Annotated in this window: 21 protein-coding genes; 12 read left to right on the top strand and 9 right to left on the bottom strand. The window is 72.7% G+C overall.

What is annotated here, in order from left to right; genetic code table 11:
* Positions 1-40 precede the first annotated feature (40 nt).
* A complete protein-coding gene (locus BLU82_RS26640) occupies positions 41-613 on the bottom strand; it encodes a hypothetical protein (protein WP_157741280.1) in 573 nt (190 codons plus the stop codon).
* 294 nt (positions 614-907) lie between these two features.
* On the opposite strand from BLU82_RS26640, the gene BLU82_RS26635 reads away from it, so the two are divergent.
* From BLU82_RS26635 to ispF, 3 genes are read left to right on the top strand one after another with little or no spacing between them, the layout of a single operon-like run.
* The gene (locus tag BLU82_RS26635) at positions 908-1390 is read left to right on the top strand and encodes a CarD family transcriptional regulator (protein ID WP_026877634.1); all 483 of its coding nucleotides are present in this window, start codon (positions 908-910) and stop codon (positions 1388-1390) included.
* Positions 1391-1422: 32 nt separating this feature from the next.
* Complete coding sequence (gene ispD / locus BLU82_RS26630; protein WP_197682496.1) at positions 1423-2103, top strand: 2-C-methyl-D-erythritol 4-phosphate cytidylyltransferase; 681 nt, start codon at positions 1423-1425, stop codon at positions 2101-2103.
* Complete coding sequence (gene ispF / locus BLU82_RS26625) at positions 2100-2567, top strand: 2-C-methyl-D-erythritol 2,4-cyclodiphosphate synthase (protein WP_092623961.1); 468 nt, start codon at positions 2100-2102, stop codon at positions 2565-2567. The genes ispD and ispF overlap by 4 nt, the downstream gene beginning before the upstream one ends.
* A 10-nt stretch (positions 2568-2577) precedes the next feature.
* Here ispF and BLU82_RS26620 read toward each other — a convergent pair whose 3' ends face one another.
* From BLU82_RS26620 to BLU82_RS26610, 3 genes are all read right to left on the bottom strand, one after another.
* Positions 2578-3759: a cation:proton antiporter gene (locus tag BLU82_RS26620; RefSeq protein WP_197682495.1), complete on the bottom strand. Its 1182-nt coding sequence runs from the start codon at positions 3757-3759 to the stop codon at positions 2578-2580.
* A gap of 56 nt (positions 3760-3815) precedes the next feature.
* The gene (locus BLU82_RS26615) at positions 3816-6599 is read right to left on the bottom strand and encodes an AfsR/SARP family transcriptional regulator (RefSeq protein ID WP_092623960.1); all 2784 of its coding nucleotides are present in this window, start codon (positions 6597-6599) and stop codon (positions 3816-3818) included.
* 75 nt (positions 6600-6674) lie between these two features.
* Positions 6675-7421, bottom strand: coding sequence for an SDR family NAD(P)-dependent oxidoreductase (locus tag BLU82_RS26610; RefSeq protein WP_092623959.1), 747 nt, complete (start codon positions 7419-7421; stop codon positions 6675-6677).
* A gap of 146 nt (positions 7422-7567) precedes the next feature.
* Between BLU82_RS26610 and BLU82_RS26605 the strand changes: the two genes are divergently transcribed.
* Together BLU82_RS26605 and BLU82_RS26600 are read left to right on the top strand one after the other, a co-directional pair.
* A complete protein-coding gene (locus BLU82_RS26605; protein WP_092623958.1) occupies positions 7568-8860 on the top strand; it encodes an L-fuconate dehydratase in 1293 nt (430 codons plus the stop codon).
* Positions 8851-9822: an aldo/keto reductase gene (locus BLU82_RS26600; RefSeq protein ID WP_092623957.1), complete on the top strand. Its 972-nt coding sequence runs from the start codon at positions 8851-8853 to the stop codon at positions 9820-9822. The genes BLU82_RS26605 and BLU82_RS26600 overlap by 10 nt, the downstream gene beginning before the upstream one ends.
* Here the strand turns inward: BLU82_RS26600 and BLU82_RS26595 are convergent.
* Positions 9782-10489: a phosphatase PAP2 family protein gene (locus tag BLU82_RS26595; protein ID WP_092623956.1), complete on the bottom strand. Its 708-nt coding sequence runs from the start codon at positions 10487-10489 to the stop codon at positions 9782-9784. The genes BLU82_RS26600 and BLU82_RS26595 overlap by 41 nt on opposite strands.
* A 73-nt stretch (positions 10490-10562) precedes the next feature.
* Between BLU82_RS26595 and cysS the strand changes: the two genes are divergently transcribed.
* The 6 genes from cysS to BLU82_RS26565 all read left to right on the top strand — a co-directional run bounded on the left by cysS (position 10563) and on the right by BLU82_RS26565 (position 17003).
* Complete coding sequence (cysS, locus tag BLU82_RS26590; RefSeq protein ID WP_092623955.1) at positions 10563-12011, top strand: cysteine--tRNA ligase; 1449 nt, start codon at positions 10563-10565, stop codon at positions 12009-12011.
* Complete coding sequence (gene rlmB / locus BLU82_RS26585; RefSeq protein ID WP_092623954.1) at positions 12011-12988, top strand: 23S rRNA (guanosine(2251)-2'-O)-methyltransferase RlmB; 978 nt, start codon at positions 12011-12013, stop codon at positions 12986-12988. The genes cysS and rlmB overlap by 1 nt, the downstream gene beginning before the upstream one ends.
* Before the next feature lie 74 nt (positions 12989-13062).
* A complete protein-coding gene (locus BLU82_RS26580) occupies positions 13063-14211 on the top strand; it encodes an acyl-CoA dehydrogenase family protein (RefSeq protein ID WP_092623953.1) in 1149 nt (382 codons plus the stop codon).
* Complete coding sequence (locus BLU82_RS26575; protein ID WP_092623952.1) at positions 14208-14999, top strand: RNA methyltransferase; 792 nt, start codon at positions 14208-14210, stop codon at positions 14997-14999. The genes BLU82_RS26580 and BLU82_RS26575 overlap by 4 nt, the downstream gene beginning before the upstream one ends.
* A gap of 47 nt (positions 15000-15046) precedes the next feature.
* Positions 15047-16099 (top strand): type IV toxin-antitoxin system AbiEi family antitoxin domain-containing protein, encoded by a 1053-nt coding sequence (locus tag BLU82_RS26570; protein WP_092623951.1) that lies wholly within the window; start codon positions 15047-15049, stop codon positions 16097-16099.
* Complete coding sequence (locus BLU82_RS26565; protein ID WP_092623950.1) at positions 16092-17003, top strand: nucleotidyl transferase AbiEii/AbiGii toxin family protein; 912 nt, start codon at positions 16092-16094, stop codon at positions 17001-17003. The genes BLU82_RS26570 and BLU82_RS26565 overlap by 8 nt, the downstream gene beginning before the upstream one ends.
* Positions 17004-17066: 63 nt before the next feature.
* On the opposite strand, the gene BLU82_RS26560 is transcribed toward BLU82_RS26565, so the two are convergent.
* Positions 17067-18665, bottom strand: a complete 1599-nt coding sequence (locus tag BLU82_RS26560) for an MFS transporter (protein WP_370246337.1) — start codon at positions 18663-18665, stop codon at positions 17067-17069.
* 115 nt (positions 18666-18780) lie between these two features.
* Here BLU82_RS26560 and BLU82_RS26555 point away from each other — a divergent pair, with 115 nt between their 5' ends.
* Positions 18781-19164 (top strand): YciI family protein, encoded by a 384-nt coding sequence (locus BLU82_RS26555; RefSeq protein ID WP_197682494.1) that lies wholly within the window; start codon positions 18781-18783, stop codon positions 19162-19164.
* A 56-nt stretch (positions 19165-19220) separates the two neighbouring features.
* Here BLU82_RS26555 and BLU82_RS26550 read toward each other — a convergent pair whose 3' ends face one another.
* The 3 genes from BLU82_RS26550 to BLU82_RS26540 all read right to left on the bottom strand — a co-directional run bounded on the left by BLU82_RS26550 (position 19221) and on the right by BLU82_RS26540 (position 23114).
* Positions 19221-20609 (bottom strand): LPXTG cell wall anchor domain-containing protein, encoded by a 1389-nt coding sequence (locus tag BLU82_RS26550; protein WP_092623948.1) that lies wholly within the window; start codon positions 20607-20609, stop codon positions 19221-19223.
* Positions 20610-20657: 48 nt separating this feature from the next.
* A complete protein-coding gene (locus BLU82_RS26545) occupies positions 20658-21926 on the bottom strand; it encodes a DUF4032 domain-containing protein (RefSeq protein ID WP_092623947.1) in 1269 nt (422 codons plus the stop codon).
* 66 nt (positions 21927-21992) lie between these two features.
* Complete coding sequence (locus BLU82_RS26540; protein WP_092623946.1) at positions 21993-23114, bottom strand: ABC transporter ATP-binding protein; 1122 nt, start codon at positions 23112-23114, stop codon at positions 21993-21995.
* Positions 23115-23220: the final 106 nt, after the last annotated feature.

Genomic DNA, 23220 nt, shown 5'->3' with positions numbered 1-23220 from the left:
AAACCGGTGCGCGGAACCGGCGCCCGGTGTGACGGCGCCCTTACGGCGTCGCGGTGCCGGTGGGCTCTTCCGTCGGCAGGTCGCCCGGCGTCTCCGTGGGCCCGCCCGTCGGCTCTTCCGCCGGCTCTTCCACTTGGGGCGTCGGCACGGCCGGCAGCGCCTCGGCGTAGGTGCCCTCGGCGGGGCGGACCAGCGCCTGGACGGTGGTGCGCGGCGCGTTCTCGAAGCGGAACTCGACCGAGACGGTGTAGCCGGGGACGGCCTCGACGTCGAAGCCGTCGACGCGGTCGGCGTCGGGGCCGAGGTCGGCGACGCCGCTGACCGGGAGCTCGAGCGGGCCGTCGGCGATGTCGGCGGGGACGTCGCCGATGAGGACCTCGGCCAGCTCGTCGTCGCTGTCGCCGCGGTTGGTGAGGGTGGCGATGACGGTGGCCGTGCCGTCGCCGTCGGAGACGACCTGGACGTTGCGCAGGCCGATGTCGCCGGCCTCGGCGTTGATGCCGTTGTCGGCCGAGTACCACCGCTGGGTCTGTTCGTGGATGCTGCAGCCGGCCGCGCCCAGCATCAGGACGGGGGCGGCGACGAGAACCAGACGCCGGACAGCAACCTTCACCACGTGCTCCTCGGAAAGCGCGCTCACAGTGGACAGACCGCGGACCACAGTACCGGCGTCGTCCGGGCGGCCGGTCACCGGCACCCGCTCCTACCTGGTGGGACGGCAAGATCGACGACCTTGGAAAGGGGCTAAACGGACACTCCGGATCGGCTCCCGGCCGCGTATGACGAGTGACCGCAGCACGCCGAATGGGCTTTTGTCAACCCCCATCACTGGCGCTGACCAGCACAAACGCTTATCCGGGTCGTGAAAATCGTGCTATCATCGGTGGGGGAAAGGGGACAGGAACACATGACTTTCAAGGTCGGCGAAACGGTTGTCTACCCCCATCACGGGGCCGCGCTCATCGAGGCGATCGAGTCCCGCGTCATCAAAGGAGAGGAACGCCAGTACCTCGTCCTCAAGGTCACGCAAGGCGACCTGACCGTTCGCGTTCCGGCGGACAACGTCGACCTCGTCGGCGTGCGCGACGTCGTCAACCAGGAAGGGCTCGATCGCGTCTTCGAGGTGCTGCGCATGCCGCACACCGAAGAGCCCACCAACTGGTCGCGCCGGTACAAGGCGAATCTCGAGAAGCTGGCGTCCGGCGACGTCATCAAGGTCGCCGAGGTCGTCCGCGATCTCTGGCGGCGCGAGCGCGACCGCGGCCTGTCCGCGGGCGAGAAGCGCATGCTGGCCAAGGCCCGTCAGGTGCTCGTCTCCGAACTGGCCCTGGCCGAGAACACCAATGAGGACAAGGCCGAGACGCTGCTCGACGAGGTCCTTGCAGGCTGACACACGCGCGTCGAACGGGGCATGATCCCGTCGTGAGCGTTGCGTGCATCGTGGTCGCCGCCGGTCGTGGCGAGCGACTGGGTGAAGGTCGCCCGAAGGCGTTCGTCGACATCGGCGGACGTCCCCTGGTCTGGCATGCGCTGCGGGCCGCCTCCGCCGCCGCGCGAGTGACGCACGTCGTCGTGGTGGCGCCCGACGGCATGGAGGACGACCCCGCGCTGGCCGGTGCGGCCGCCGTCGTCCCGGGCGGGTCGACGCGGCAGCACTCGGTCGCGAACGGACTGGCGGCGCTGCCCGCTGACACCGAAGCCGTGCTGGTGCACGACGCCGCCCGCTGCCTGGCGCCGCCCGAGCTGTTCGACGCCGTCGCCGCCGACGTCCTGGCCGGGCACAACGCCGTCATCCCGGGCCTGCCGGTGGTCGACACCCTGAAAGTGGTCGACGCCGCGGGTCTGGTCACGGCGACGCCCGACCGCGCCGCGCTGCGTGCCGTCCAGACGCCGCAGGGGTTCGGCCGCGGCGTCCTCGAGCGGGCGCACGCGGCCGCCGTCGAACGCGGCGACGTCGACGCGCCCGACGACGGCGTGCTGGTCGAGCGTCTCGGGCTGCCCGTGCACGTCGTCGCGGGGCATGCCGACGCGTTCAAGGTGACCCGGCCGCAGGACCTCCTGCTCGCCGCGGCGGTGCTCGCACGGCGGGCGGCCACCGTATGACCCGGGTCGGGCTGGGCGTCGACGTCCACCGCATCGAGCCCGGCCGTCCGTGCTGGGTGGCCGGGCTGCACTGGCCGGACGAGCCGGCTGGCCCGGTCGGCCACTCCGACGGCGACGTCGCGGCGCACGCCGTCTGCGACGCCCTGCTGTCCGCCGCCGGCCTGGGCGACCTCGGCGCCGTCTTCGGCACCGACCGCCCCGAGTGGGCCGGCGCCTCCGGCGTCGCGCTGCTGACCGAGACCGCCCGGCTGGTGCGGGCCGCGTCGTTCACCATCGCCAACGCGTCGGTCCAGGTCATCGGCGTCCGCCCGCGCGTCGGCAGCCGCCGCGACGAGGCCGGGGCCGTGCTGTCCGACGCCATCGGCGCGCCGGTCAGCGTCAGCGGCACCACCACCGACGGCCTCGGCCTCACCGGCCGCGGCGAGGGCCTGGCCGCCGTCGCCACCGCGCTGCTGCTCGGCTGATCCCTCGAGCTCAGCCGCGCCGCGGCTCCTGTGATGGGCTGACGAGTCGCAGCGCGATCGCCGGCAGGACCAGCACCGACAGCATTCCGGCGCCCACGAGCGCGCTGGACGTGCCGGACGACAAGACCCCCTCGTCCTGCGCGATCTGCGTGATGACCACGAGCAGTGGCAGGGCGGTCGCCGCCAGCAGCCCCGCCGCCGTCGCGGAGCGAGCGCCCAGGGTCTGGACCTGCAGTAGACCCACCGGGCCACCGCGCACCGCCAGGAAGAGCACGAGGAACACCGGCATCAACGCCAGCGTCGACGGGTCTGCCAGGGCGTCGACGTCGAAGCGCGCGCCGCTGACGATGAAGAAGATCGGGATGAGGAAACCGAACCCGATGCCCTCGAGCCGCGCCAGCACCTCATCGGACTCGCGGGGGACGCCGGTGTCCAGGAAGAGGTGGATCACGACGCCGGACGCGAACGCGCCCAACACGGGGTCGAGGTCGAGGCTCTCCGCGAGCGCCACCATCGCGACAGAGACGAACACGCAGAACCGCACCGCCACTTGGGCGCTGGTCCCGAGCGTCATCGTGACCAGCCGGGCCACGGCCGGATGCCGCGGGCGCCGGGCGAGCGCAGCCGCACCGGCCGCGACCAGCGCGAACACCACCAGAACCGCCGTCGTGTGTGCGGGGCGCTCACCGCTCAGCGCGAAGGCGATCGCGACGATCGGCAGGAACTCGCCGGTTGCGCCCACGGCCATGAACCGGGTCCCGAAGTCGGTGTCCAGCAGTCCGCGGTCACGCAGCACCGGCAGGACGACGCCGAGCGTCGTCGTCGTCAGGGCCAGCCCGACCACCAGCCCGCCGTCGCCGCCGGCGATCAGCAGCCCCACCCCGATGCCGAGCGCCAATGAGACGAGCCAGGCTGATGCCGCCGCCCCGAGCGGCGCACCGCGGATGCGCGCGTACTTCAGCTCATAACCGGCGAGCAGCATGAGGAACGCCAGCCCGAGATCGGACAGCGCGTCGACGAGCCCGGTCGGGCGTACCCAGTCCAGCACCGCCGGCCCGATGAGGATGCCGAGCCCGATCTGCAGGACGACCGACGGCACCATGACCACGCGGGACAGCTGGTCGGCGATGATCGGCGCCAGCACGGCGACCGCGAGGACCACCGTCAGCATCACCGACGACTCGCTGGTCACGGCCCACCCCCCAAGTGTTCCGTAGGGCCCAATCTAGGGGGTGCCGGCGGCGATGGTCAGGTGTCGCGCAGCACCGATGGGGGTTCGGGGACGGGCGCGGCCATGATCTCGGCGATCTCGGCGTCGGTCAGGGCGCCGCCGTCGCGGAGCAGTTCGAGCGCCTGCTGCCAGTCCGCCCGGGCGGCGTCGACGTCGCCGAGCCGATGCCGGGCGGTGCCCCGGCGCCACAGGGCCACGAGGTGCCGGCGCAGGTGCCCGTACTGGCTGAGGACTGCGGCCGCCTGCTCTGACGCGGCAAGGGCGTCGGCGGGCCGGTTCCGGTCGAGGTGCAGCTGGCTGAGGTTGAGCAGGACGGCGGCGGCACCGATCTCGTCGCCGATCTCGTCGTAGGCGCGCAGGGCTTCCTGGTAGGCGCCCAACGCCTCGTCGCCGTGGACGTGCTGGGACCAGGCCAGGTTGTTGAGGGTACGAGCCGCGCTGTAGTCGTCGCCGCGGGCCCGGAAGATCGTCAGAGCGCGACGGTGATAGGTCACGGCGTCCGGGAACCGGCCGGCCATCCTGGCCGCGTTGCCGAGCGAGTCCAGCGCCAATGCCTCGCCGGCGCTGTCGCCGAGCTGCTCGAAGATCCGCAGCGCCGCCCGCAGGTCCACGCCCGCGTCGTCGGGCCGGCCACGGATCGCTGCGGACATGCCGAGGTCGTGCCTGGCCGCGGCCGTCAATGCCGGCAGCTCGGCCCGTTCGGCGACGGACAGCGCGATGGCCGGGACGGTGGCCAGCTCCGGCCAGAGGTTCTGAGTGTGGAACAGCTGGACGAGAGCCGCTGACAGCGCGGACACCAGGCCCGGGCCCTCGTCGGGCAGTGTCGCGGCATAGCGCGCCGATGCCACCAGGGCGGCCGCCTCGGACCGGATCCAGGCGCCGGCGGCCTCACCATCGGCGAAGGCGAGAGGCGGCTCGGTCAGGTCGTCGCCGGCGACGCCGGTCCGCAGCCGCCACGTGCGCCCCGGCGCCACGACCTGCATGGCGGCGCGCGCGGTGGCGATCTGGTGGTGGACGACGCGCAGCCGGGCGGCCCGCCGCTCGGCCGGCGTGGACGTCTCGGCGGCGCGTTCGCGGGCGTAGAACCGCAGCAGGTCGTGCAGCGCGTACCGGTCCGCGCCGGCGGCGTCGAGCAGCCCGGCCTCGACCAGTCGATCCAGCTGGCGGGTCGCGACGGCCACCGGCTGGCCGGTCAGCGCCGCGACGACCGCCGGAGTGGCGTCGGCGAGATGCAGCATCCCGAGCGCGACGAACGTGTGCGCGGTCTCTTTCGGCAGCGCGAGGAACCCGACGGCGCAGCTGGCGCGCACCGCGAGGTCGCCGTGCTCGAGCTCGTCCAGGCGTGCGGCGCTGTCGCGCAGCCGCTCGCGCAGCGCGTCGAGCGACCAGTCCGGCCGGGCCACCAGCCGGGCGCCGGCGATGCGCAGGGCGAGCGGCAGCCGGTCGCACATCGCGGCGATCTCGGCCGCGGCGCGCGGGTCGGCGGTGACGCGCTCGGCGCCGGCCAGGCGGCCCAGCAGGGCGACGGCCTCACGCTCGCTCAGCGCGGTCAGCCGCAGGTGCCAGGCGACGTCCAGGGCGCCGAGCACCGCCCGGCTGGTCACCACCACGGCCGACCCGGACGCGCGGCCGGGCAGCAGCGGCCGCACCTGGGCGGCGTCGGCCGCGTTGTCCAGCACGATCAGCAGCCGGCGGTCGGCCGTGACCGACCGGAACGCGGCGGCCGCCTCGTCGGTCGTCGTGGGGATGTCGCTGTCGGGGACGCGCAGCGAGCGCAGCAGCCGGCTCAGCGCCTCGCGCGGCGGGACCGGCTCGGCCCCCGGCGTCGACCCCTGCAGGTTGAGGTAGAGCTGGCCGTCCGGGAAGGCGTCGGCCGCCGCGTTGGCCGCCTGCCGGGCCAGCGCCGACTTGCCGACCCCGCCCGGGCCGCTGATCGCCACGACCGCGTGCTCGCCGCCGCGCAGCCGCTCGACCAGCTCGCGGCGCAGCGTCTCGCGGCCGACGAAGGACGCCTCGGCCGCGGGCAGCTCCGACGGCGCCGGCCGCGGCTCGGCCGGGCGGGGCGCCGCGCCGCCGCCGTCGTCGGTGAGGATGGACTGGTGGAGCTCGCGCAGCTCCGCGCCGGGCTCGATGCCGAGCTCGTCGACGGCGAGGCGCCGGCCCTCGGCGTAGGCCTCCAGCGCCTCCGCGGTGCGCCCGGACCGATGCAGGGCGAGCATGAGCAGCCCGCGCAGCTCCTCCCGGAGCGGATGCTCGGACACCAGCGCCACCAGCTCGCCCACCACCTGGGCGGCCCGGCCGAGCGCGAGTCCGGCGCGCAGCCGGTCGGCCAGCGCGACCAGCCGCAGTTCGGTGAGTCGCGCGATCTGCACCCGCACCGGCTCGGACTCCTCGTGGCCGGCGTACGGCGAGCCGCGCCACAGGTCGAGCGCCTCGGTCAGCGTGGCGTGCGCCGCGGCAGCGTCGCCGGCGGCCAGCTCCGCGTGCCCGCGAGCGGCCACACGCTCGAACCGCGCGTCGTCGGCCTCGTCGTCGCCGACCCGCAGCTGATACCCGGCCGGGCCGAACGCGATGCGGCCGGCGCCGAGCCGCTGACGCAGCCGGTGCACGTGTACCTGCAGGTTCGTGCGCGTCGCGGGCGCGTCGTCCCACAGCAGGTCGACCAGCCGGTCGGCCGGCACCGGTTCGTCGCGGTGACACAGCAGGACGGCCAGCAGCAGGCTCTGCTTCGCGGCCGCGGGGGTGACGTCGGCGCCGGAGTCGGCCAGGGCACGAAGCGGCCCCAGAACCCCGAACTCCACCCGTCGTCCTCCGCTTCGGCCATCACCCCTGCGTGTCAGCCGGACAGTTTACGGGTCCGGGGCCGGGCGCGTGGCCTACCTGCGCAGCCGCAGGGCCTGCATGCCGCCGTCGACGGCGATGGTGGTGCCGGTGACGGAGCCGGCGGACGGCCCGGCGAGGTAGGCGATGGCGGCGGCGATGTCCTCGGGCGGGACGAGCCGGCCGGTGGGCTGGCGGGCCTCGAGCGCGGCCCGCTCGGCGGCGGGGTCGGGGGCGGCGTCGAGCAGGCGGGCCACCCACGGGGTGTCGGCGGTGCCGGGGTTGACGGCGTTGACGCGGACGCCGTCGGGTAGGTGGTCGGCGGCCATGGCCTGGGTGAGCGACAGCACTGCGCCCTTGGTGGCGGAGTAGAGGGCGCGCTGGGGGAGCCCGGCGGTGGCGGCGATGGAGCAGACGTTGACGATGGCGGCGTGGCGGGACTTGCGCAGGTGGGGCAGCGCGGCGCGGGTGACGCGGACCATGCCGACGACGTTGACGTCGTAGACGCGGTGCCACTCGTCGTCGTCGTTGTCCTCGACGGTGCCCGCGGCGCCGATGCCGGCGTTGTTGACGACGATGTCGAGGCCGCCGAACCGCTCGGCGACGGCGTCGACGGCCGCGGTGACGCCGTCGGAGTCGGTGACGTCGCACCGGACGGCGTAGAGGTCGGACGGTGCGACGTCGACGGAGCGGTCGAGTACGCCGACCGCCGCGCCGGACGCGGCCAGCAGCCGGGCCGCCGCGAGCCCGATGCCCGACGCGCCGCCGGTGACCACCGCGGTCAGGCCATCCAGTTCACCCATCGTCCGCTCCCGTTTCATCGAGGACCGATCGCGAGACATCCTACGACACCGTGGTCAGACCACGGCATCGCCCCAGTGCCGTGGCAGACTGGGCGAACAGACATCGGATGTTATGCGTCCCCGCGCCATCGATCGGAAGGGCCGCCATGAGTCAGATCACCGCTCTCGACACCGTCGACCTGCGTTTCCCGACCTCGCGGATGCTGGACGGGTCGGACGCGATGAACCCCGACCCCGACTACTCCGCCGCGTACGTCGTGCTGCGCACCGACGACGACGGCCCGGACGGTCACGGGTTCGTGTTCACCATCGGCCGGGGCAACGACGTGCAGGTCGCGGCGATCGACGCGCTCGCCCCGCTGCTGGTCGGCACGGACGTCGAGGCGTTGCTGTCCGACCTCGGCGGCGCCTGGCGGCGGCTGGTGCACGACTCCCAGCTGCGCTGGCTGGGCCCGGAGAAGGGCATCATGCACATGGCCGTCGGCGCGGTGGTGAACGCGCTGTGGGACCTCGCGGCCAAGCGGGCCGGCGTGCCGCTGTGGCGGCTGCTGTCCGACCTCTCGCCGGAGCAGTTGGTCGGCCTCGTCGACTTCCGGTACCTCACCGACGTGCTCGACCCGGCCGAGGCGCTGCAGCTGTTGCAGGCCGCCGAGGCGGGGAAGGCCGAGCGCGCGGCGACGCTGCTGGCCGAGGGCTACCCGGCGTACACCACCACGCCCGGCTGGCTCGGTTACGACGACGCCAAGCTGGCCCGGCTCACCCGCGAGGCGCTGGCGGCCGGGTTCACGCAGATCAAGCTCAAGGTCGGCGGCGACCTCGACGACGACATCCGCCGCCTGGCCATCGCCCGGGAGATCTGCGGCCCCGACGTCCGCATCGCCATCGACGCCAACCAGCGCTGGGACGTCGACGAGGCGGTCCGCTGGATGAAGGAGCTGGCGCCGTTCGACCCGTGGTGGATCGAGGAGCCGACCAGCCCCGACGACATCCTCGGCCACGCCGCCATCGCGCAGCGCGTCGCCCCGATCCGGGTCGCCACCGGCGAGCACGTCGCCAACCGCGTCGTGTTCAAGCAACTGCTGCAGGCCGGCGGGACGCAGATCGTGCAGATCGACGCCACCCGCGTCGCCGGCGTGAACGAGAACCTGGCGATCCTGCTGCTCGCCGCGAAGTACGGCGTCCCGGTCTGCCCGCACGCCGGCGGCGTCGGGCTGTGCGAGGCGGTCCAGCACCTCGCGATGGCCGACTACGTCGCCGTCAGCGCCACCCTGCAGGACCGCGTCATCGAGTACGTCGACCACCTGCACGAGCACTTCGCCGACCCGGTCCGGGTCGAGAACGGCCGCTACCTGGCGCCGACACGGCCGGGCGCCGGCACCGAGATCCTGGTGCCGTCGATCGACGCGCACCGGTTCCCGGATGGCGCCGTATGGCGCTGACGCTGTCGCGCCTGGGCTTCGGCGCCGCCCCGATCGCCGGCCTCTACACCGCCGTCGACGAGGACACCGCGGCCGCCACCGTCGACGCCGCCTGGGACGCCGGGGTCCGCTACTTCGACACCGCGCCGCACTACGGGCTCGGCGTCTCCGAGCGGCGGCTGGGCGCCGCCCTGGCGCACCGGCCACGGGCCGGGTACGTCGTGTCCACCAAGGCCGGGCGGCTGCTCGTCCCCGACGACCGCGGCGGCGCCGACGACGAGGGCGGCTTCGCCGTCGCGGCCACCCACCGCCGGGTCTGGGACCTCAGCCGCGACGGCATCAGGCGCAGCCTCGACGACAGCCTGACCCGGCTCGGTCTGGGCCACGTCGACATCCTCTACCTGCACGACCCCGAGGACCGCATGGACGAAGCGCTGGCCACCGCGGTCCCGGCGCTCGCCGAGTTGCGCGACGAGGGCGCCGTCACCGCCGTCGGCGCCGGGTCGAAGGACGCGGCCGCGCTGGCCCGGCTGGTCCGCGACGGCGGGCTCGACGTCGTCATGGTGGCCGGCCGCTACACGCTGCTCGAGCAGCCCGCGCTGACCGAGCTGTTCCCCGCCTGTGCCGCCGCCGGGACCGCCGTCGTGGCCGCCGGGATCTACAACTCCGGCCTGCTCGCCACGCCGGAACCGGACCCCGCCGGCACGTACGAGTACGGCGCGGCGCCGCCGGCCGTGCTGGCCCGCGCCCGCGACCTCGCCGCCGTCTGCGCCGAGCACGACGCCGTGCTGCCGCAGGCCGCGCTGCAGTTCCCGCTGCGCCACCCGCTGGTCCGGTCCGCAGTCGTCGGCATGCGCAGCCCGGCCGAGGTGCGCCAGAACGCCGCCTGGCTGAACGCACCTGGAGAACCCGGGCTGTGGGCCGACCTGGAGGCGCGCGGACTCATCCCCGTCGTCGGGGCAGGCGCAGTGGCGGCGCCCTGAGCACCGTCACCGAGATCATCAGCGCCAGCAGCCCCAGCGCCATGCCGCCGGGGATGTCGCTGACCCAGTGGTAGTCGAGCGCGGTCATGAGGAACCCGGTGACCACCACCAGCGTGCCGGCCACCCAGAGGTAGCGGCGGAACCGGACCGGGTCGGGCTTCAGGCCGTTGGCCCCGAACAGCACCACGACCAGCAGGAACCACGTCAGCGTGGCGTTGGCGGTGTGCCCGGACGGGAACGCCTGCCCGACGCCGTGCAGGACGTCCTGCCCGCTGGCCGGCGGCGTGCGGCCCAGGCCGAACTTGATCCAGTACCCGATGAGCAGCACCGTCGCCAGCCCGGACGCGATCGCGATGAGCACCCGTATGCTGCGCTGCTTGTACGCCACGAACAGTCCGACCGCGGCGATGATCGGCAGCGTGTAGAGCCGCTGCCCGCCGAAGCGCGCCACGGTGTCGAGCAGCGACTTCGTGAAGCCGCCGGGCTGGCGGGCGTCGACGTAGACGTGGAAGTCCCAGTCCCACCCGATGAACCAGGTGCGCTCGAGCACCAGCCACGTCATGAGGCCCAGCAGGGCGGCGCTGACCAGGCCGGCCGCCACCGAGGGCGCCCACCACGGCCACTCACGCCGGGTGGACACTCGCGTCTGTGCGTCGTCGGTCACCATGGTCACCGTTCATTGTTCCCCATCGTGGCCGCGATCGGGGAACGGCGACGCCCACCCCCGCTACCCTTGTCCGGTGAGTCTTCGCCTGTACGACACCGCCAGCAGTGAGATCCACGACTTCGTCCCGGTGACGCCGGGCAAGGTCGGGATCTACCACTGTGGGCTGACCGTGCAGGGACCGCCGCACATCGGCCACATCCGCAAGGAAGTCGTGTTCGACGTGCTGCGGCGCTGGTTCGAGCACAACGGGTACGAGGTCACCATCGTGGCCAACGTCACCGACATCGACGACAAGATCCTCACCAAGTCGGCCGAGGCGGGACGTCCGTGGTGGGCGTGGGCGTACGAGAACGAGCGCGCGCTCGACGCCGCCTACGAGGTGCTCGGCTGCCTGCCGGCCAGCTACCAGCCGCGGGCCACCGGGCACATCCCCGAGATGGTCGAGCTGATGGACGAGCTGATCGAGCGCGGCCACGCCTACGCGTCCGCGGACGGCTCCGGCGACGTCTACTTCGACGTGCGCTCGTGGCCGTCGTACGGCGAGCTGTCCGGCCAGAAGATCGACGAGATGGAGCCGGCCGCCGACGCCGACCCGCGGGGCAAGCGCGACCCCCGCGACTTCGCGCTGTGGAAGGGGCACAAGCCCGGCGAGCCGCCCACGGCGTCGTGGCCCACGCCGTTCGGTCGCGGCCGGCCCGGCTGGCACCTGGAGTGCTCGGCCATGGCCGGCAAGTATCTCGGCGCCGAGTTCGACATCCACGGCGGCGGCATCGACCTGCGCTTCCCGCACCACGAGAACGAGCTGGCCCAGTCGCGCGCGGCCGGGCGCGGGTTCGCCCGCACCTGGATGCACAACGGCTGGGTCACCACGGCCGGCGAGAAGATGAGCAAGTCGCTCGGCAACTCGCTGCTGGTCGCCGACGTCGTGCAGCGCATCCGGCCGATCGAGCTGCGCTACTACCTCGCCGCGCCGCACTACCGCAGCCACGTCGAGTTCTCCGAGGAGGCGCTGGCCGAGGCGGCCGCGGCGTTCCGGCGCATCGAGGGCTACGTCGTCCGGGCGTCCGAGGTGACCACCGACGTTCAGCCGGCCGCCGACGTCCCCGCGGCGTTCCGGGCCGCCATGGACGACGACCTCTCCGTGCCGCAGGCGCTGGCGGTGCTGTTCGACACCGTTCGCGAGGGCAACACGCTGCTGACGTCCGGCGAGCGGGTCGAGCTGCGGGCCAATCTCGCGTCGGTTCGGGCCATGCTCGGCGTGCTGGGCCTCGACCCGCTGGCCGAGCCGTGGCTGGGCCTCGGTACGGTCGGCAGCGGCGGCGACCGCCTGCGCGGCGCGGTCGACGTCCTCGTCCACACCGTGCTGGAGCAGCGTCAGCGGGCCCGCGAGGATCGCGACTTCGCCACCGCCGACGCATTGCGTGACCGGCTCAAGGCGGCCGGCATCGTCGTCGAGGACAACCCCGACGGCACTCGCTGGCAACTCGCCGACGAGCCAGGCGACCTCGGAGGCAATGACTGATGGCCGGCAACTCCCAGCGCCGCGGCGCCATGCGCAAGACCGGCACCAAGAAGGGCATGGTCGTCGGCTCCGGCGGGCAGCGGCGCAAGGCGCTCAAGGGCAAGGGCCCCACGCCGAAGGCCGAGGACCGCCCCGCCCACCCGGCGTCGCGCAAGGCCGCCGCGGCCCGGAAGGCGGCCGAGAAGTCCGGCGCTGTGCGCCGTGGCGGCACCGGGCGGCCCGGCGCCGCCGAGACCGTCGCCGGGCGCAACGCCGTCGTCGAGGCGCTGCGGGCCGAGGTGCCGGTGAAGGCGCTCTACGTGGCCGAGCGCATCGACAGCGACGACCGCGTCCGCGAGGTGCTGAAGCTCGCCGCCGAGCGGGGCCTGCCGCTGCTCGAGTCGCCTCGCTCCGAGCTCGACCGCCTCACCGGCGGCGCCGTGCACCAGGGGCTGGCGCTGACGCTGCCGCCGTACGACTACGCCGACCCCGCCGACCTCGTCACCGCCGCGTTCGACGCCGGCGAGGTGCCGCTCGTCGTCGCGCTCGACGGCGTCACCGACCCCCGCAACCTCGGCGCCGTCGTCCGCTCGGCCGCCGCGTTCGGCGCCCACGGCGTCGTCGTGCCCGAGCGGCGCAGCGCCGGCATGACGGCCGGCGCCTGGAAGACCTCCGCCGGCGCGGCCGCCCGGCTGCCCGTCGCGAAGGCCACCAACCTGGCCCGCGCGCTGCGCGCGTACCAGGAGGCCGGGCTGTTCGTCGTCGGGCTCGACGGCTCCGGCGACACCGACATCGCCGCCGCCCGTGCGCTCGACCAGCCGCTGTGCCTGGTGGTCGGGTCCGAGGGCACCGGCATGTCGCGCATCGTCACCGAGACCTGCGACCTGGTCGTGCGCATCCCCATCGTGAGCGGCGTCGAATCGCTCAACGCGGGCGTCGCGGCCGGGGTCGCGCTCTACGAGGTCACCCGCGCCAGGAGCGTCGGCGAGGCACGGTAGGCTACGGCCGATCACCGACCGCCGTCGTCCGGGCGATCCTCGGTCACGGCGCGACCCCGCGGAGGTAACCGGACGTGTCCGTGGAGCGCATGCTGCCCACGCCCGAGGCCGTCGACCTGATCGGCCTGGTTCGCGATATCGCCGAGCGCGAGCTGCGCCCGCGCGCGGCCGCGGCGGAGGAGGCGGGCGAGTACCCGCGCGACCTCGTCCGCACGCTGGGTCGCATCGGCCTGCTCGGCCTGCCCTACGAGGAGGCCTACGGCGGCGCCGCCCAGCCGTACGAGGTGTACCTCCAGGTCCTGGAGGAGCTGGCGGAGCGGTGGGCCACCGTCGCGCTCACCGTCAGCGTGCACACGCTGTCCTGCTGGCCGCTGGCCACGCACGGCACCGTCGAGCAGCGCAAGCGCTGGCTGCCCGACCTCATCGGCGGCGAGCTGCTGGGCGCGTACTGCCTGTCCGAGCCGCAGGCCGGCTCCGACGCGGCCGCGCTGACCACGCGCGCGGTCCGCGACGGCGACACGTACGTGCTGACCGGCACGAAGGCGTGGATCACGCACGGCGGCATCGCCGACTTCTACACCGTGTTCGCCCGCACCTCCGACGACGGGTCGCGCGGCATCTCGTGCTTCCTGGTGCCGGCCGACCTTCCCGGGCTGTCCTTCGGCGCGCCGGAGAGGAAGATGGGGCTGACCGCGTCGCCCACCACCATCGTCAACCTCGACGGCGTCCGGGTGCCGGCCGAGCGGCGCATCGGCCGCGAGGGCGACGGCTTCGGCATCGCGCTCGAGGCGCTGAACTCCGGCCGGCTCGGCGTCACCGCCGTCGCGACGGGACTCGCCGAGGCCGCGCTGCAGGCCGCCGTCGAGTACGCCCGTGAGCGGGAGCAATTCGGCAAGCCGATCATCGACCACCAGGGGCTCGGGTTCCTGCTCGCCGACATGGCGGCCGCGGTCGAGTCGGCCCGGGCGCTGTACGTCGTCGCGGCCCGCCGCCGCGACGCGTCGATGCCGTTCCGGCACCAGGCGTCGGTGGCCAAGCTGGTCGCGACCGACAACGCCATGCAGGTCACCACCGATGCCGTCCAGGTGCTCGGCGGCGCCGGGTACACCCGCGACCACCCGGTCGAACGGTACTTCCGCGAGGCCAAGGTCATGCAGATCTTCGAGGGCACCAACCAGATCCAGCGGCTGGTCATCTCGCGCGAGCTGCGGTCGTCCGGGTGAGGGTGGTCGAACGGCGCAACGCCACGTTCCAGCAGTGGCAGGCGCTGCTGACCAACCGGTCGAAGCGGCAGTCCAGCGGCGAACTGCTGGTCCAGGGCGTGCGGCCGATCACGCTGGCCGCCGCGGCCGGGGTGCCGTTCGTGTCGCTGCTGTTCGACGGCCGGCCGCGGCCCTCGTCGTGGGCGGCCGAGTTGATGGCGTCCGGTGTGGCGCCGGTCGTCCGGGTGGCGCCGGAGCTGCTGGCCGAGCTGGGTGAGCGCTCCGACGGCGCGCCCGAGCTGCTCGCCGTCGTCCGCCGTCCCTCCGATTCCCTCGCCCGGTTGCCCGCGGTGGCGTCGCCGCTGGTCGTGGTGTTCGACCGGCCGTCGTCGCCCGGCAATGTCGGGTCGCTCGTGCGGTCGGCGGACGCGCTGGGCGCGCACGCCGTCGTGGTGGCGGGGCATGCGGCGGACCCGTGGGACCCGCAGTCGGTGCGGGCCAGCACCGGGTCGGTGTTCACCATCCCGGTGCTGCGGCTGCCCGGGCCGGCGCCGCTGCTGTCCTGGGCCGCTTCCGCCGCAGCGACGATCGTCGGCACCGACGAGACGGGGACGGTGGAGCTGGCGGGCGCCCCGCTGGCCGGCGCCGCCGTCGTCGTGATCGGCAACGAGACCACCGGCATGAGCCGCGCCTGGCGCGACGCCTGCGACGTCGTCGCCCGCATCCCCATGACCGGCGGCGCCAGCTCCCTCAACGCGGCCGCCGCCGGCGCCGTCGTGCTCTACGAGGCGTTGCGCCAGCGCTCGTAACGGCCCACGTACTTGGAAAGTATCAATCAAAGCGATACCATCCAAGTATGAAGTCGGGTGATGCCCTGCGTGTGCTTGCTGAGCTGTCGTCCTCCCAATGGGGGATGGTCACGTCGGCCCAAGCCGGCAGGCTCGGGCTCACGCGGCTGGACCTTTCGCGGCTGGCTGAGGCTGGGCACCTGACCCGACTCGCACATGGCGTCTATCGCGATGCCGGTGCTCCCGGAGACGAGTTCGAGGACCTGCGGGCCGCCTGGCTCGGCACCAACCCCGGCAGGTTCGCTGAGGAACGTCTCGGCGAACCCGCAGCTGAGGTCGTCATTAGTGGAGCATCATCGGCGCGTCTTCATGGGATCGGCGATCTGCCCGCCGATCGTCACGAGTTCAGTTCGCCGGACAGGCGGCAGACCCAACGCACTGAGATCCGCTACCGACAGCGGAGCCTCGACGCGAGGGATGTCACGATCGTTGCCGGACTTCCGGTGACGACGATCGAGCTGACGATCGCCGACCTCGTGGAGGCGCGTACCGATCTCAGCATCGTTGCCGATGCCCTTCGCGATGCATCCGGGAGGCGTCGGATCGATGTCGTCCGACTGCAGGCTCTGCTCGCGCCACTTGCCGCACGGCAAGGCATGCGCAAGGGCGACGGCGCCGCGCTGCTGGCACGTCTTCTGGAGATCGCCGGTCTCGACCTCGACTCGCTTGCACGGGAGATCGCCACGTCGCCGCTGGGCGCCCGCGTGGCGGCCAAGTACGTCGGTGCGCTCGGCGAGGACGGCGTCGAGAAGCTACTCGGCACGCCCGAGATGCGGCAGACCATGCGTGCCATCAGCGATTCCATCGGGGCATCGCTCGCTCGTGCGCTCGCCCCGCAGCTGGAACAGTTCAACGCTTCCTCGAGGACCACGCTCGCGACGCTGCTGAACGCCACTGGTTTCGATGACTCGGCGCGTCGGCTGTCGGAGCAACTCGTCAGCAGCGAAGCCGTTCTATCACTCAGCCGAAGCTGGGCGAAGACCTTCAGCCAGAGCGTTGTATTTGACCCCGAGATGATCGCCACTGTCCGCGCCGCGCGGCAGGCCACCACCGATGAGTGACGGTGAACCGTACCCCAGCGCAGCAGGTGTCGATGCGGCGATCAAGGATGCGTCCCGCAGGGCGGCACTGGCAGATCCGTCGCTGAGCGTCAACGAGCGGGTCCGACTGGAGTACTTCCGGCGCTTTCTGAGTCGAGTGTTCTCTGAAGGTGCTAGCTCGGAGTGGCTGCTCAAAGGTGGCACCGGGATGCTGGCACGGGTGCCGTCCGGCCGCGCCACGCGCGACATCGACCTGTATCGCCACGGACTCACCCTCGACCAGGCGCTCGCCGACCTCCGCCGACTCGCCGGGGTTGATCTCGGCGATCATTTCAGGTTCGTCTACGCCGCGCACCGCGCCTCGATCGGTGGCGAGGAACAGCCCTATACCGAGGGCTGCCGCGTCGTCTTCGACGTCTACGTCGGCGCTCAGAAGAAGTCCTCTCTGGGGGTCGATCTCGCCATCGGCGCGGGGCTGACTGCGCCCGTGACGACCATGGAGCCAGCCAGCGCCCTTCGGCTGCCCCGACTGGTCAGCCACGAGTATCGGCTGTACCCCGTCGTCGACCAGATCGCCGACAAGGTCTGCGCGACTATGACGATCTACGGTGATCGTCCGTCGAGCCGCGAGAAGGATCTCGTGGACCTGGTCGTTCTCGCCGTCACGCACGACGTCGACGGAACGGCTCTCGGGGTCGCGATCTCGGCGGAAGCCCGACGTCGGCGTATGGCGGCGCTCGACCGCTTCGTCGTTCCGAAGGAGTGGGGGCGCGTCTATTCGAGTCTCGCGAAGTCTGTGCCCTACTGTGCCGAGTACTCGACCGTCGACCTTGCCCGAGAGGTCGTCACGCGCTTCGTCGGTCCGGCCATGAGCAACGCCGCCGGCGGCAGGATCTGGTCGCACCGCGAGCTGGAGTGGAGCTGAACGCGCGAGAGCCGGGACCGGTCTGGTGGACCGGTCCCGGCTCCCGGGACAGCGCTCGAAGGGTCAGGCCGCGACGGGCTCCGGCTCGGCGTCGGCCACGTCCGCCGACTCCGCCTCCGGCTCGGGGGCGTGGGCGGCCGGCTGGAACCGGCGGAACAGGGTCACGCCGACCACCGCGAAGACGAACAGGGCGGCGGCGCTGATGCCGGCGACCGTGGTGAGACCGGTCATGAACGCCTCGCGGGCCGACTCCAGCAGCGGGCCGGCCACGTCGGCGGGCAGGTCCGCGGCGGCCACGGTGGCGCCGGGCAGCGAGTCCTGGGCGGCGGTGGCCAGCTCGGCCGGCGTGCCGGCGGGCAGGGTCAGGTCGGACCGGTAGACGGCGGTGCCCAGGCTGCCCAGCGTCGCGATGCCGAGGGCGATGCCGAACTCGGCGCTGGTCTCGGAGACCGACGCGGCGGAGCCGGCCTTCTCCGGCGGGGCCGAGCCGACCACGATGTCCGTCGTCAGGGCCGCACCCGGGCCCATGCCCACGTTGGCGATGATCATGCCGACGATGACGATGCCGAGGCCGCCGGTGGCGCCGGCCTGCGTGATGAGCAGCAGCCCGGTGGCCGAGACGGCCATCCCGCCGCCGATGACCCAACCGGCGCCGACCCTGCGGCTCAGCGCCGGGCCGTACATCGTGCCCCCGATCATCGCGGCGGCCGGGATGACCAGCCACAGGCCGGCCTCCAGCGCCGTCAGGCCCTCGACCAGCTGCAGGTACTGGCTGAGGAAGAGGAAGATGCCGCCCATCGCGAAGCCGCCGACGGAGAAGATGCCCAGGGCCGAGCTGAACCGCTTGTTCCGGAACAGTCGCAGGTCGAGCAGCGGGTCGGCCAGCCGCAACTGCCGGCGGACGAACGCCGCGCCGACGACCACACCGGCAGCGGCGACGGTCAGCGCCACCGTGCTCACGCCGTCCTTCGCCAGCTCCTTGAGGCCGTAGATGATCGGCAGGATGGCGCCGAGCGACAGGCCCACGCTGACGAGGTCGAGCCGGCCGGCGTCGGGGTTGCGGTACTCGGGGAGCAGGAACGGGCCGGTCGCGAGCAGCAGCACCATCACCGGGACGCCGAGCAGGAACACCGAGCCCCAGGAGAACGCCTCCAGCAGCACCCCGCCGACGGCCGGGCCGAGCGCCATGCCGCCCATGAAGCAGCTCATCCAGACCGCGATCGCGACGCCGCGCTGCTGCGGGTCCTTGAACATGTTGCTGATCAGGCCGAGCGTCGACGGCATCAGCGTCGCGCCGGCGATGCCCAGCAGCGTCCGGGTCGCGATCAGCATCTCCGCGCTGGTCGAGAACGCGGCCAGCGCCGAGGCGGCGGCGAAGCCGACGGCGCCGATCATCAGCAGCTTGCGCCGGCCGATCCGGTCGCCCAGCGTGCCCATGGTGATGAGGAAGCCGGCCACCATGAAGCCGTAGATGTCGGTGATCCACAGCAGCTGGCTGCTGCTCGGCCGCAGGTCGGCCGCCAGGTGCGGCACGGCCAGGTGCAGAACGCTCATGTCGAGTGCGAGCAACAGGGTGGGCAGGGCCAGCACGGCCAGGCCGATCCACTCGCGCTTGCCGGCTCGCTCCACGGGAGCCGAAGTGTCGATGGTCGTCACGGTGATCCCTCTCTCAGGTCCTTCGATCGCGCTGTCATCCGGTACGTCGCGGTCGAGGAGCGGATTTCGACATGAGGTTTTGTGACCTGGGTCACATCGAGTTCGTGAGAGAGTGATCCCCGTGAAGTACCTGATGCTGATCTACAACAACCCGGGCGCGGGCCCCGACCCCGAGGCGGAGGCCCGGCTGCAGGGGCACGTCACCCTGTTCAAGGAGCTCAACGAGGCCGGGACGGTGCTCAGCTCGGCCGCGCTCGGCGACGGCTCCGGTGTGCTGACGGTGCGCGCGGGGGCTCGCGGCGGCGCGCCCGCCGTCACCGACGGCCCGTTCCTCGAGGCCAAGGAACTCCTGGCCGGCTACTACCTCGTCGACTGCGAGACGCCCGAGGAGGCGGCCGCCATCGCGGCGCGCATCCCGTGCGGTGTCGGCGGCGTGGTCGAGCTCCGGCCGGTGAACGAGGAGATCACCGACGCCGTCCGCGGCAACGCGCCCTACCGCATCTGAGCACCACGCGACGAGGGGTGGACGGCCGCGCGGCCGCCCACCCCTCGTCGTGCGTGCTACGCGACCGTGCCGCGGCGGTACCGGTACAGCAGCGCCGCGCCGGCCACCAGGGCCGCGCCCAGCGCCACCAGCACGCCGGTGCTGCCGGCGCCGGTGTCGGGCAGGTCGTCGTCAGAGGTCGGCGACGGCGACGGCGTCGGGTCCTCGGTCGGCTCCTGCGTCGGGGTCGGGCTCTCGGACGGCTCATCCGTGGGCTCGTCCGTCGGCTCGCCGGTGGGGTCCTCGGTGGGCGACTCCGTCGGGTCCTCGGTGGGCTCGTCGGTCGGGTCCTCGGTCGGCGTCGGGGTGGGCGTGGGCGTCTCGCACTCGATCGGCGCGACGACGTCGATGCCCTTGTGCACGAGGTCCTGCGGCGGGACGCCGTCGGCCCGGCTCGCGTGCATGACGTCGACCGGCACCCGGCCGCACTCGCCGCCGTTGTCGTCGACGGCGTGCTTGTCCGGCGTCGACACGACGCCCGGGCCCTCGACCCACGGGCCCTCGATGTTCACCGGCGCCCACGGGTGCTCGGCGAGGTTCTCGGTGCCGAGGAACGTCAGCGTCGTGCGGCCGGCGTCGTTGTTGTGGGCGATGACGAACGACTCGAGCTCGTCGGAGTACTGCCAGTCGGCCGAGAACGCGTTGGCCAGGGAGAACGCGCGCGAGTTCTCCGGGGTCGACGCCTGCCAGCCGTCGGCGGTGAACACCTCGGTGCCGGTGGCGAACGTCGGGTCGGACGAGCGCCACGCGAACTGCCCGGCGCCGTTGGTCGGCAGCGCGCCGGCGCCGGTGGTGTCGGTGAAGATCAGGTAGAACTGCCCGTCGAGGTAGGTCACGCTGGGCTGGCCGGCGCCGTAGTCGTTGCCGGTGTCCTGCTGGTTCGCCGGCGCGATGATCGGCTGGTCGGTCATGCGCTCCCAGCTGAGACCGTCGGAGCTGCGGGCGACGCCGACGGTGGTGGCGCCGTCGTTCACGGCCGCGCCGTAGTACATGTAGTAGGTGCCGTCGACCTTGACGACCGACGGGTCGCAGGTGTGCTGGCCGTCGAAGCCGCCGTCGCCGCGGCCCTCGAAGACGATCAGCGGGTCGCCGCCGCCCGGCGCGGTGAACGGGCCGTCGAGGTTCGGCGACTCCGCATACAGGATGTCGTCGCCGGGCACGGAACCCTGGGGGTCCTGGGCGCAGTACCACATGCGGTACACGCCGTTCTCGGCGATGATCGTCGGCGCATATTCGTAGGCCGCGTCGCCGCCGGTCAGCGGCGCGGAGTTGGGCCGGGGGTTCTCGGTGGTGAGCGGCTGGTCCTGGGCGCTCGCCGGGCCCGCCGCGGCGAGCACGAGAGCGGCGCCGGAAGCGGCGGCCGCGAGGGTGAGGACGGTGCGGGTGCGTATGGTGTGGTGCTTCATCCAGATCCCATGTTCAGGTGCCCGCGCGGAGCACCATAACAGGCCGGGCTACTGGAGATCGCTCCACGTGATGCGGAACGGCTGCGTGGTGTCGGCCTCGGCGCTGGTGCCGCCCAGGATGGCCAGCTCGTCGGGCTTGTGCCGCAGGACGGTGTCGGCGTAGTCGCGCGCGGCCTCCTCGAGCCCGACGTCGCGGCCGAGGTTCTCGGACAGGTACCAGCGGTGCTCGAGCACCTCGTGGAAGATCTCCGGACCCTCCAGCTTGCCGCGTAGCTCGCGCGGGATGGCCCGCAGCACCGGCTCGTAGCTGTCCACGACCCACGCGTTGGCGACGATCTCTTCGTCCTCGCCCTGCTGCTCGGTGACGGCGGCGTAGGTGTCGAGGTCGTTGAGCAGCCGGCGGGCCTGGTTCTCCTGCGCGTCGATGCCGGTGAGACGCAGCAGCCGGCGCGAGTGGTGGCCGGGGTCGACGACCTTCGGCTGGACGCGGATGGTGCGGCCGCCGATGTCGGTGACGATGTCGAGCTCGTCGACGTCGAAGCCCAGCTCGTTGAGGCGGTCGACCCGGCGGGCGATGCGCCAGCGCTCGTTGACGTCGAACGCCTCCCACTCGGTCAGCTCGGTCCAGAGCGCCGTGTACCGCTCGACCACCTGGTCGCTGACGGCGATGGGGTCGACGCTCTCGTCCAGCTGGCCGGCGGCGAGGAGGTCCATCATCTCGCCGGCGATGTTCGTGCGGGCGGTGTCGAGGTCGTGCGCGCGCTGGCCGTCGCTGAGCCCGTTGTGCAGCTCGCCGGTCTCGGCGTCGACGAGGTAGGCGGCGAACGCGCCGGCGTCGCGGCGGAACAGCGTGTTCGAGAGCGAGCAGTCGCCCCAGTAGAAGCCGGTGAGGTGCAGCCGGGCGATCAGCACGACCAGGGCGTCGATGAGGCGGTCGACGGTGTCGCGGCGCATCATGCGGGCGAACAGCGCGCGGTACGGCAGCGAGAACTGCAGGTGCCGGGTGACGAGGACGGAGTCGAGCGGCTCGCCGCCGGGGGCCTCGCGGCCGCTGACGACGCCGACCGCCTGGACCGCGGGGACGTCGAGCCGGGCGAGGTCGCGCAGCATCTGGTACTCACGGTCGGCGTACGGCTTGACGATCTCTTTCAGCGCGTAGACGTTGCGGCCGAGCCGGGTGAACCGGACGACGTGGCGCGAGATGCCGCGGGGGAGCGCGACCAGGTACCACTCGGGCCACTGCTCCAGCGGCATGTCCCAGGGCAGGTCGAGGAGCGCCTGCTGCTCGCGCGGTGCGGCGAGGATCCGAAGCTCCATGGAGACATTGTCCCGCACGGAGCCGCGGACCCTCGCCGCGGCGTTCAGCTGGTGGTCAGCGGTGGATCAGGGCTCCAGCCGCTCACCGGTCTTGACCGAGAAGAAGTGCTCGCTGCCCGGGCGGACGGTGAAGTTGATCTTCTCGCCCTTCTGCGGCGCGTTGCGCGGCTCGACCCGCGCGATGATCTGGTCGCTGCGCAGGCGGTCGGCCTGCTCGTCGGCGGCCGGGCCGGCCGGGCGGCCGTACACGTACGCGTCGGACCCGAGCTCCTCGACGACGTCGACGAGCACGGGGATGCCGCCCGTCTCCTCGGCCGAGGCCGGGATCAGCGCCTCGGGCCGGAAGCCCAGCGTGACGGTGTCGGAGCCCTCGGCGGCGACCTTCGAGGAGATGGACGGCGGGACGGCGACGTCGGCGGCGCCCAGCGTGGCGCGGCCGTCCTTGACGTCGAACGTCGCGATGTTCATGGCCGGCGAGCCGATGAACCCGGCGACGAACACGTTGGCCGGCTTGTCGTACAGCCCCAGCGGGCTGTCGACCTGCTGCAGCAGGCCCGCGTTGAGGACCGCGACGCGGTCGCCCATGGTCATGGCCTCGACCTGGTCGTGCGTGACGTAGACCGTGGTGATGCCCAGGCGGCGCTGCAGCGAGGCGATCTGCGTACGGGTGGACACGCGCAGCTTGGCGTCGAGGTTCGACAGCGGCTCGTCCATGAGGAACACCTGCGGCTCGCGGACGATGGCCCGGCCCATGGCGACACGCTGGCGCTGACCACCGGAGAGCGCCTTCGGCTTGCGGTCGAGGTACTCGGTGAGGTCGAGCAGCTTGGCGGCGTCGCCGACCCGGCGGCGGATCTCGTCCTTCGGGGTGCCTGCGATCTTCAAGGCGAAGCCCATGTTGTCGGCCACCGTCATGTGCGGGTACAGCGCGTAGTTCTGGAACACCATCGCGATGTCGCGGTCCTTGGGCGGCATGTGCGTGACGTCGCGCTCGCCGATGCGGATGGCGCCGCCGTCGACCTCTTCGAGGCCGGCCAGCATGCGGAGGCTGGTGGACTTGCCGCAGCCGGAGGGGCCGACGAGCACGAGGAACTCCCCGTCCTCGATGGCGAGCTCGAGAGCGTCGACCGCCGGCTTGTCGGTCCCCGGGTAGATGCGGGTGGCCTTGTCGAACGTGACCGTAGCCATCGTTGCTTCCCTTCACCGGCAGGTACGTGCCGGACGATCCGTTGTGAAGTGGACGGGTATGAAGTTGTCCCGCACGTGAATGCCAGGTTGCGGGTGTTACGAGAGA

Origin of the sequence: Jiangella sp. DSM 45060 (assembly GCF_900105175.1) — a bacterium.
Classification (GTDB): Bacteria; Actinomycetota; Actinomycetes; order Jiangellales; family Jiangellaceae; genus Jiangella.
Note: the sequence above shows the minus strand (reverse complement) of the source record. Positions and strands in the feature narration are given on the sequence as shown.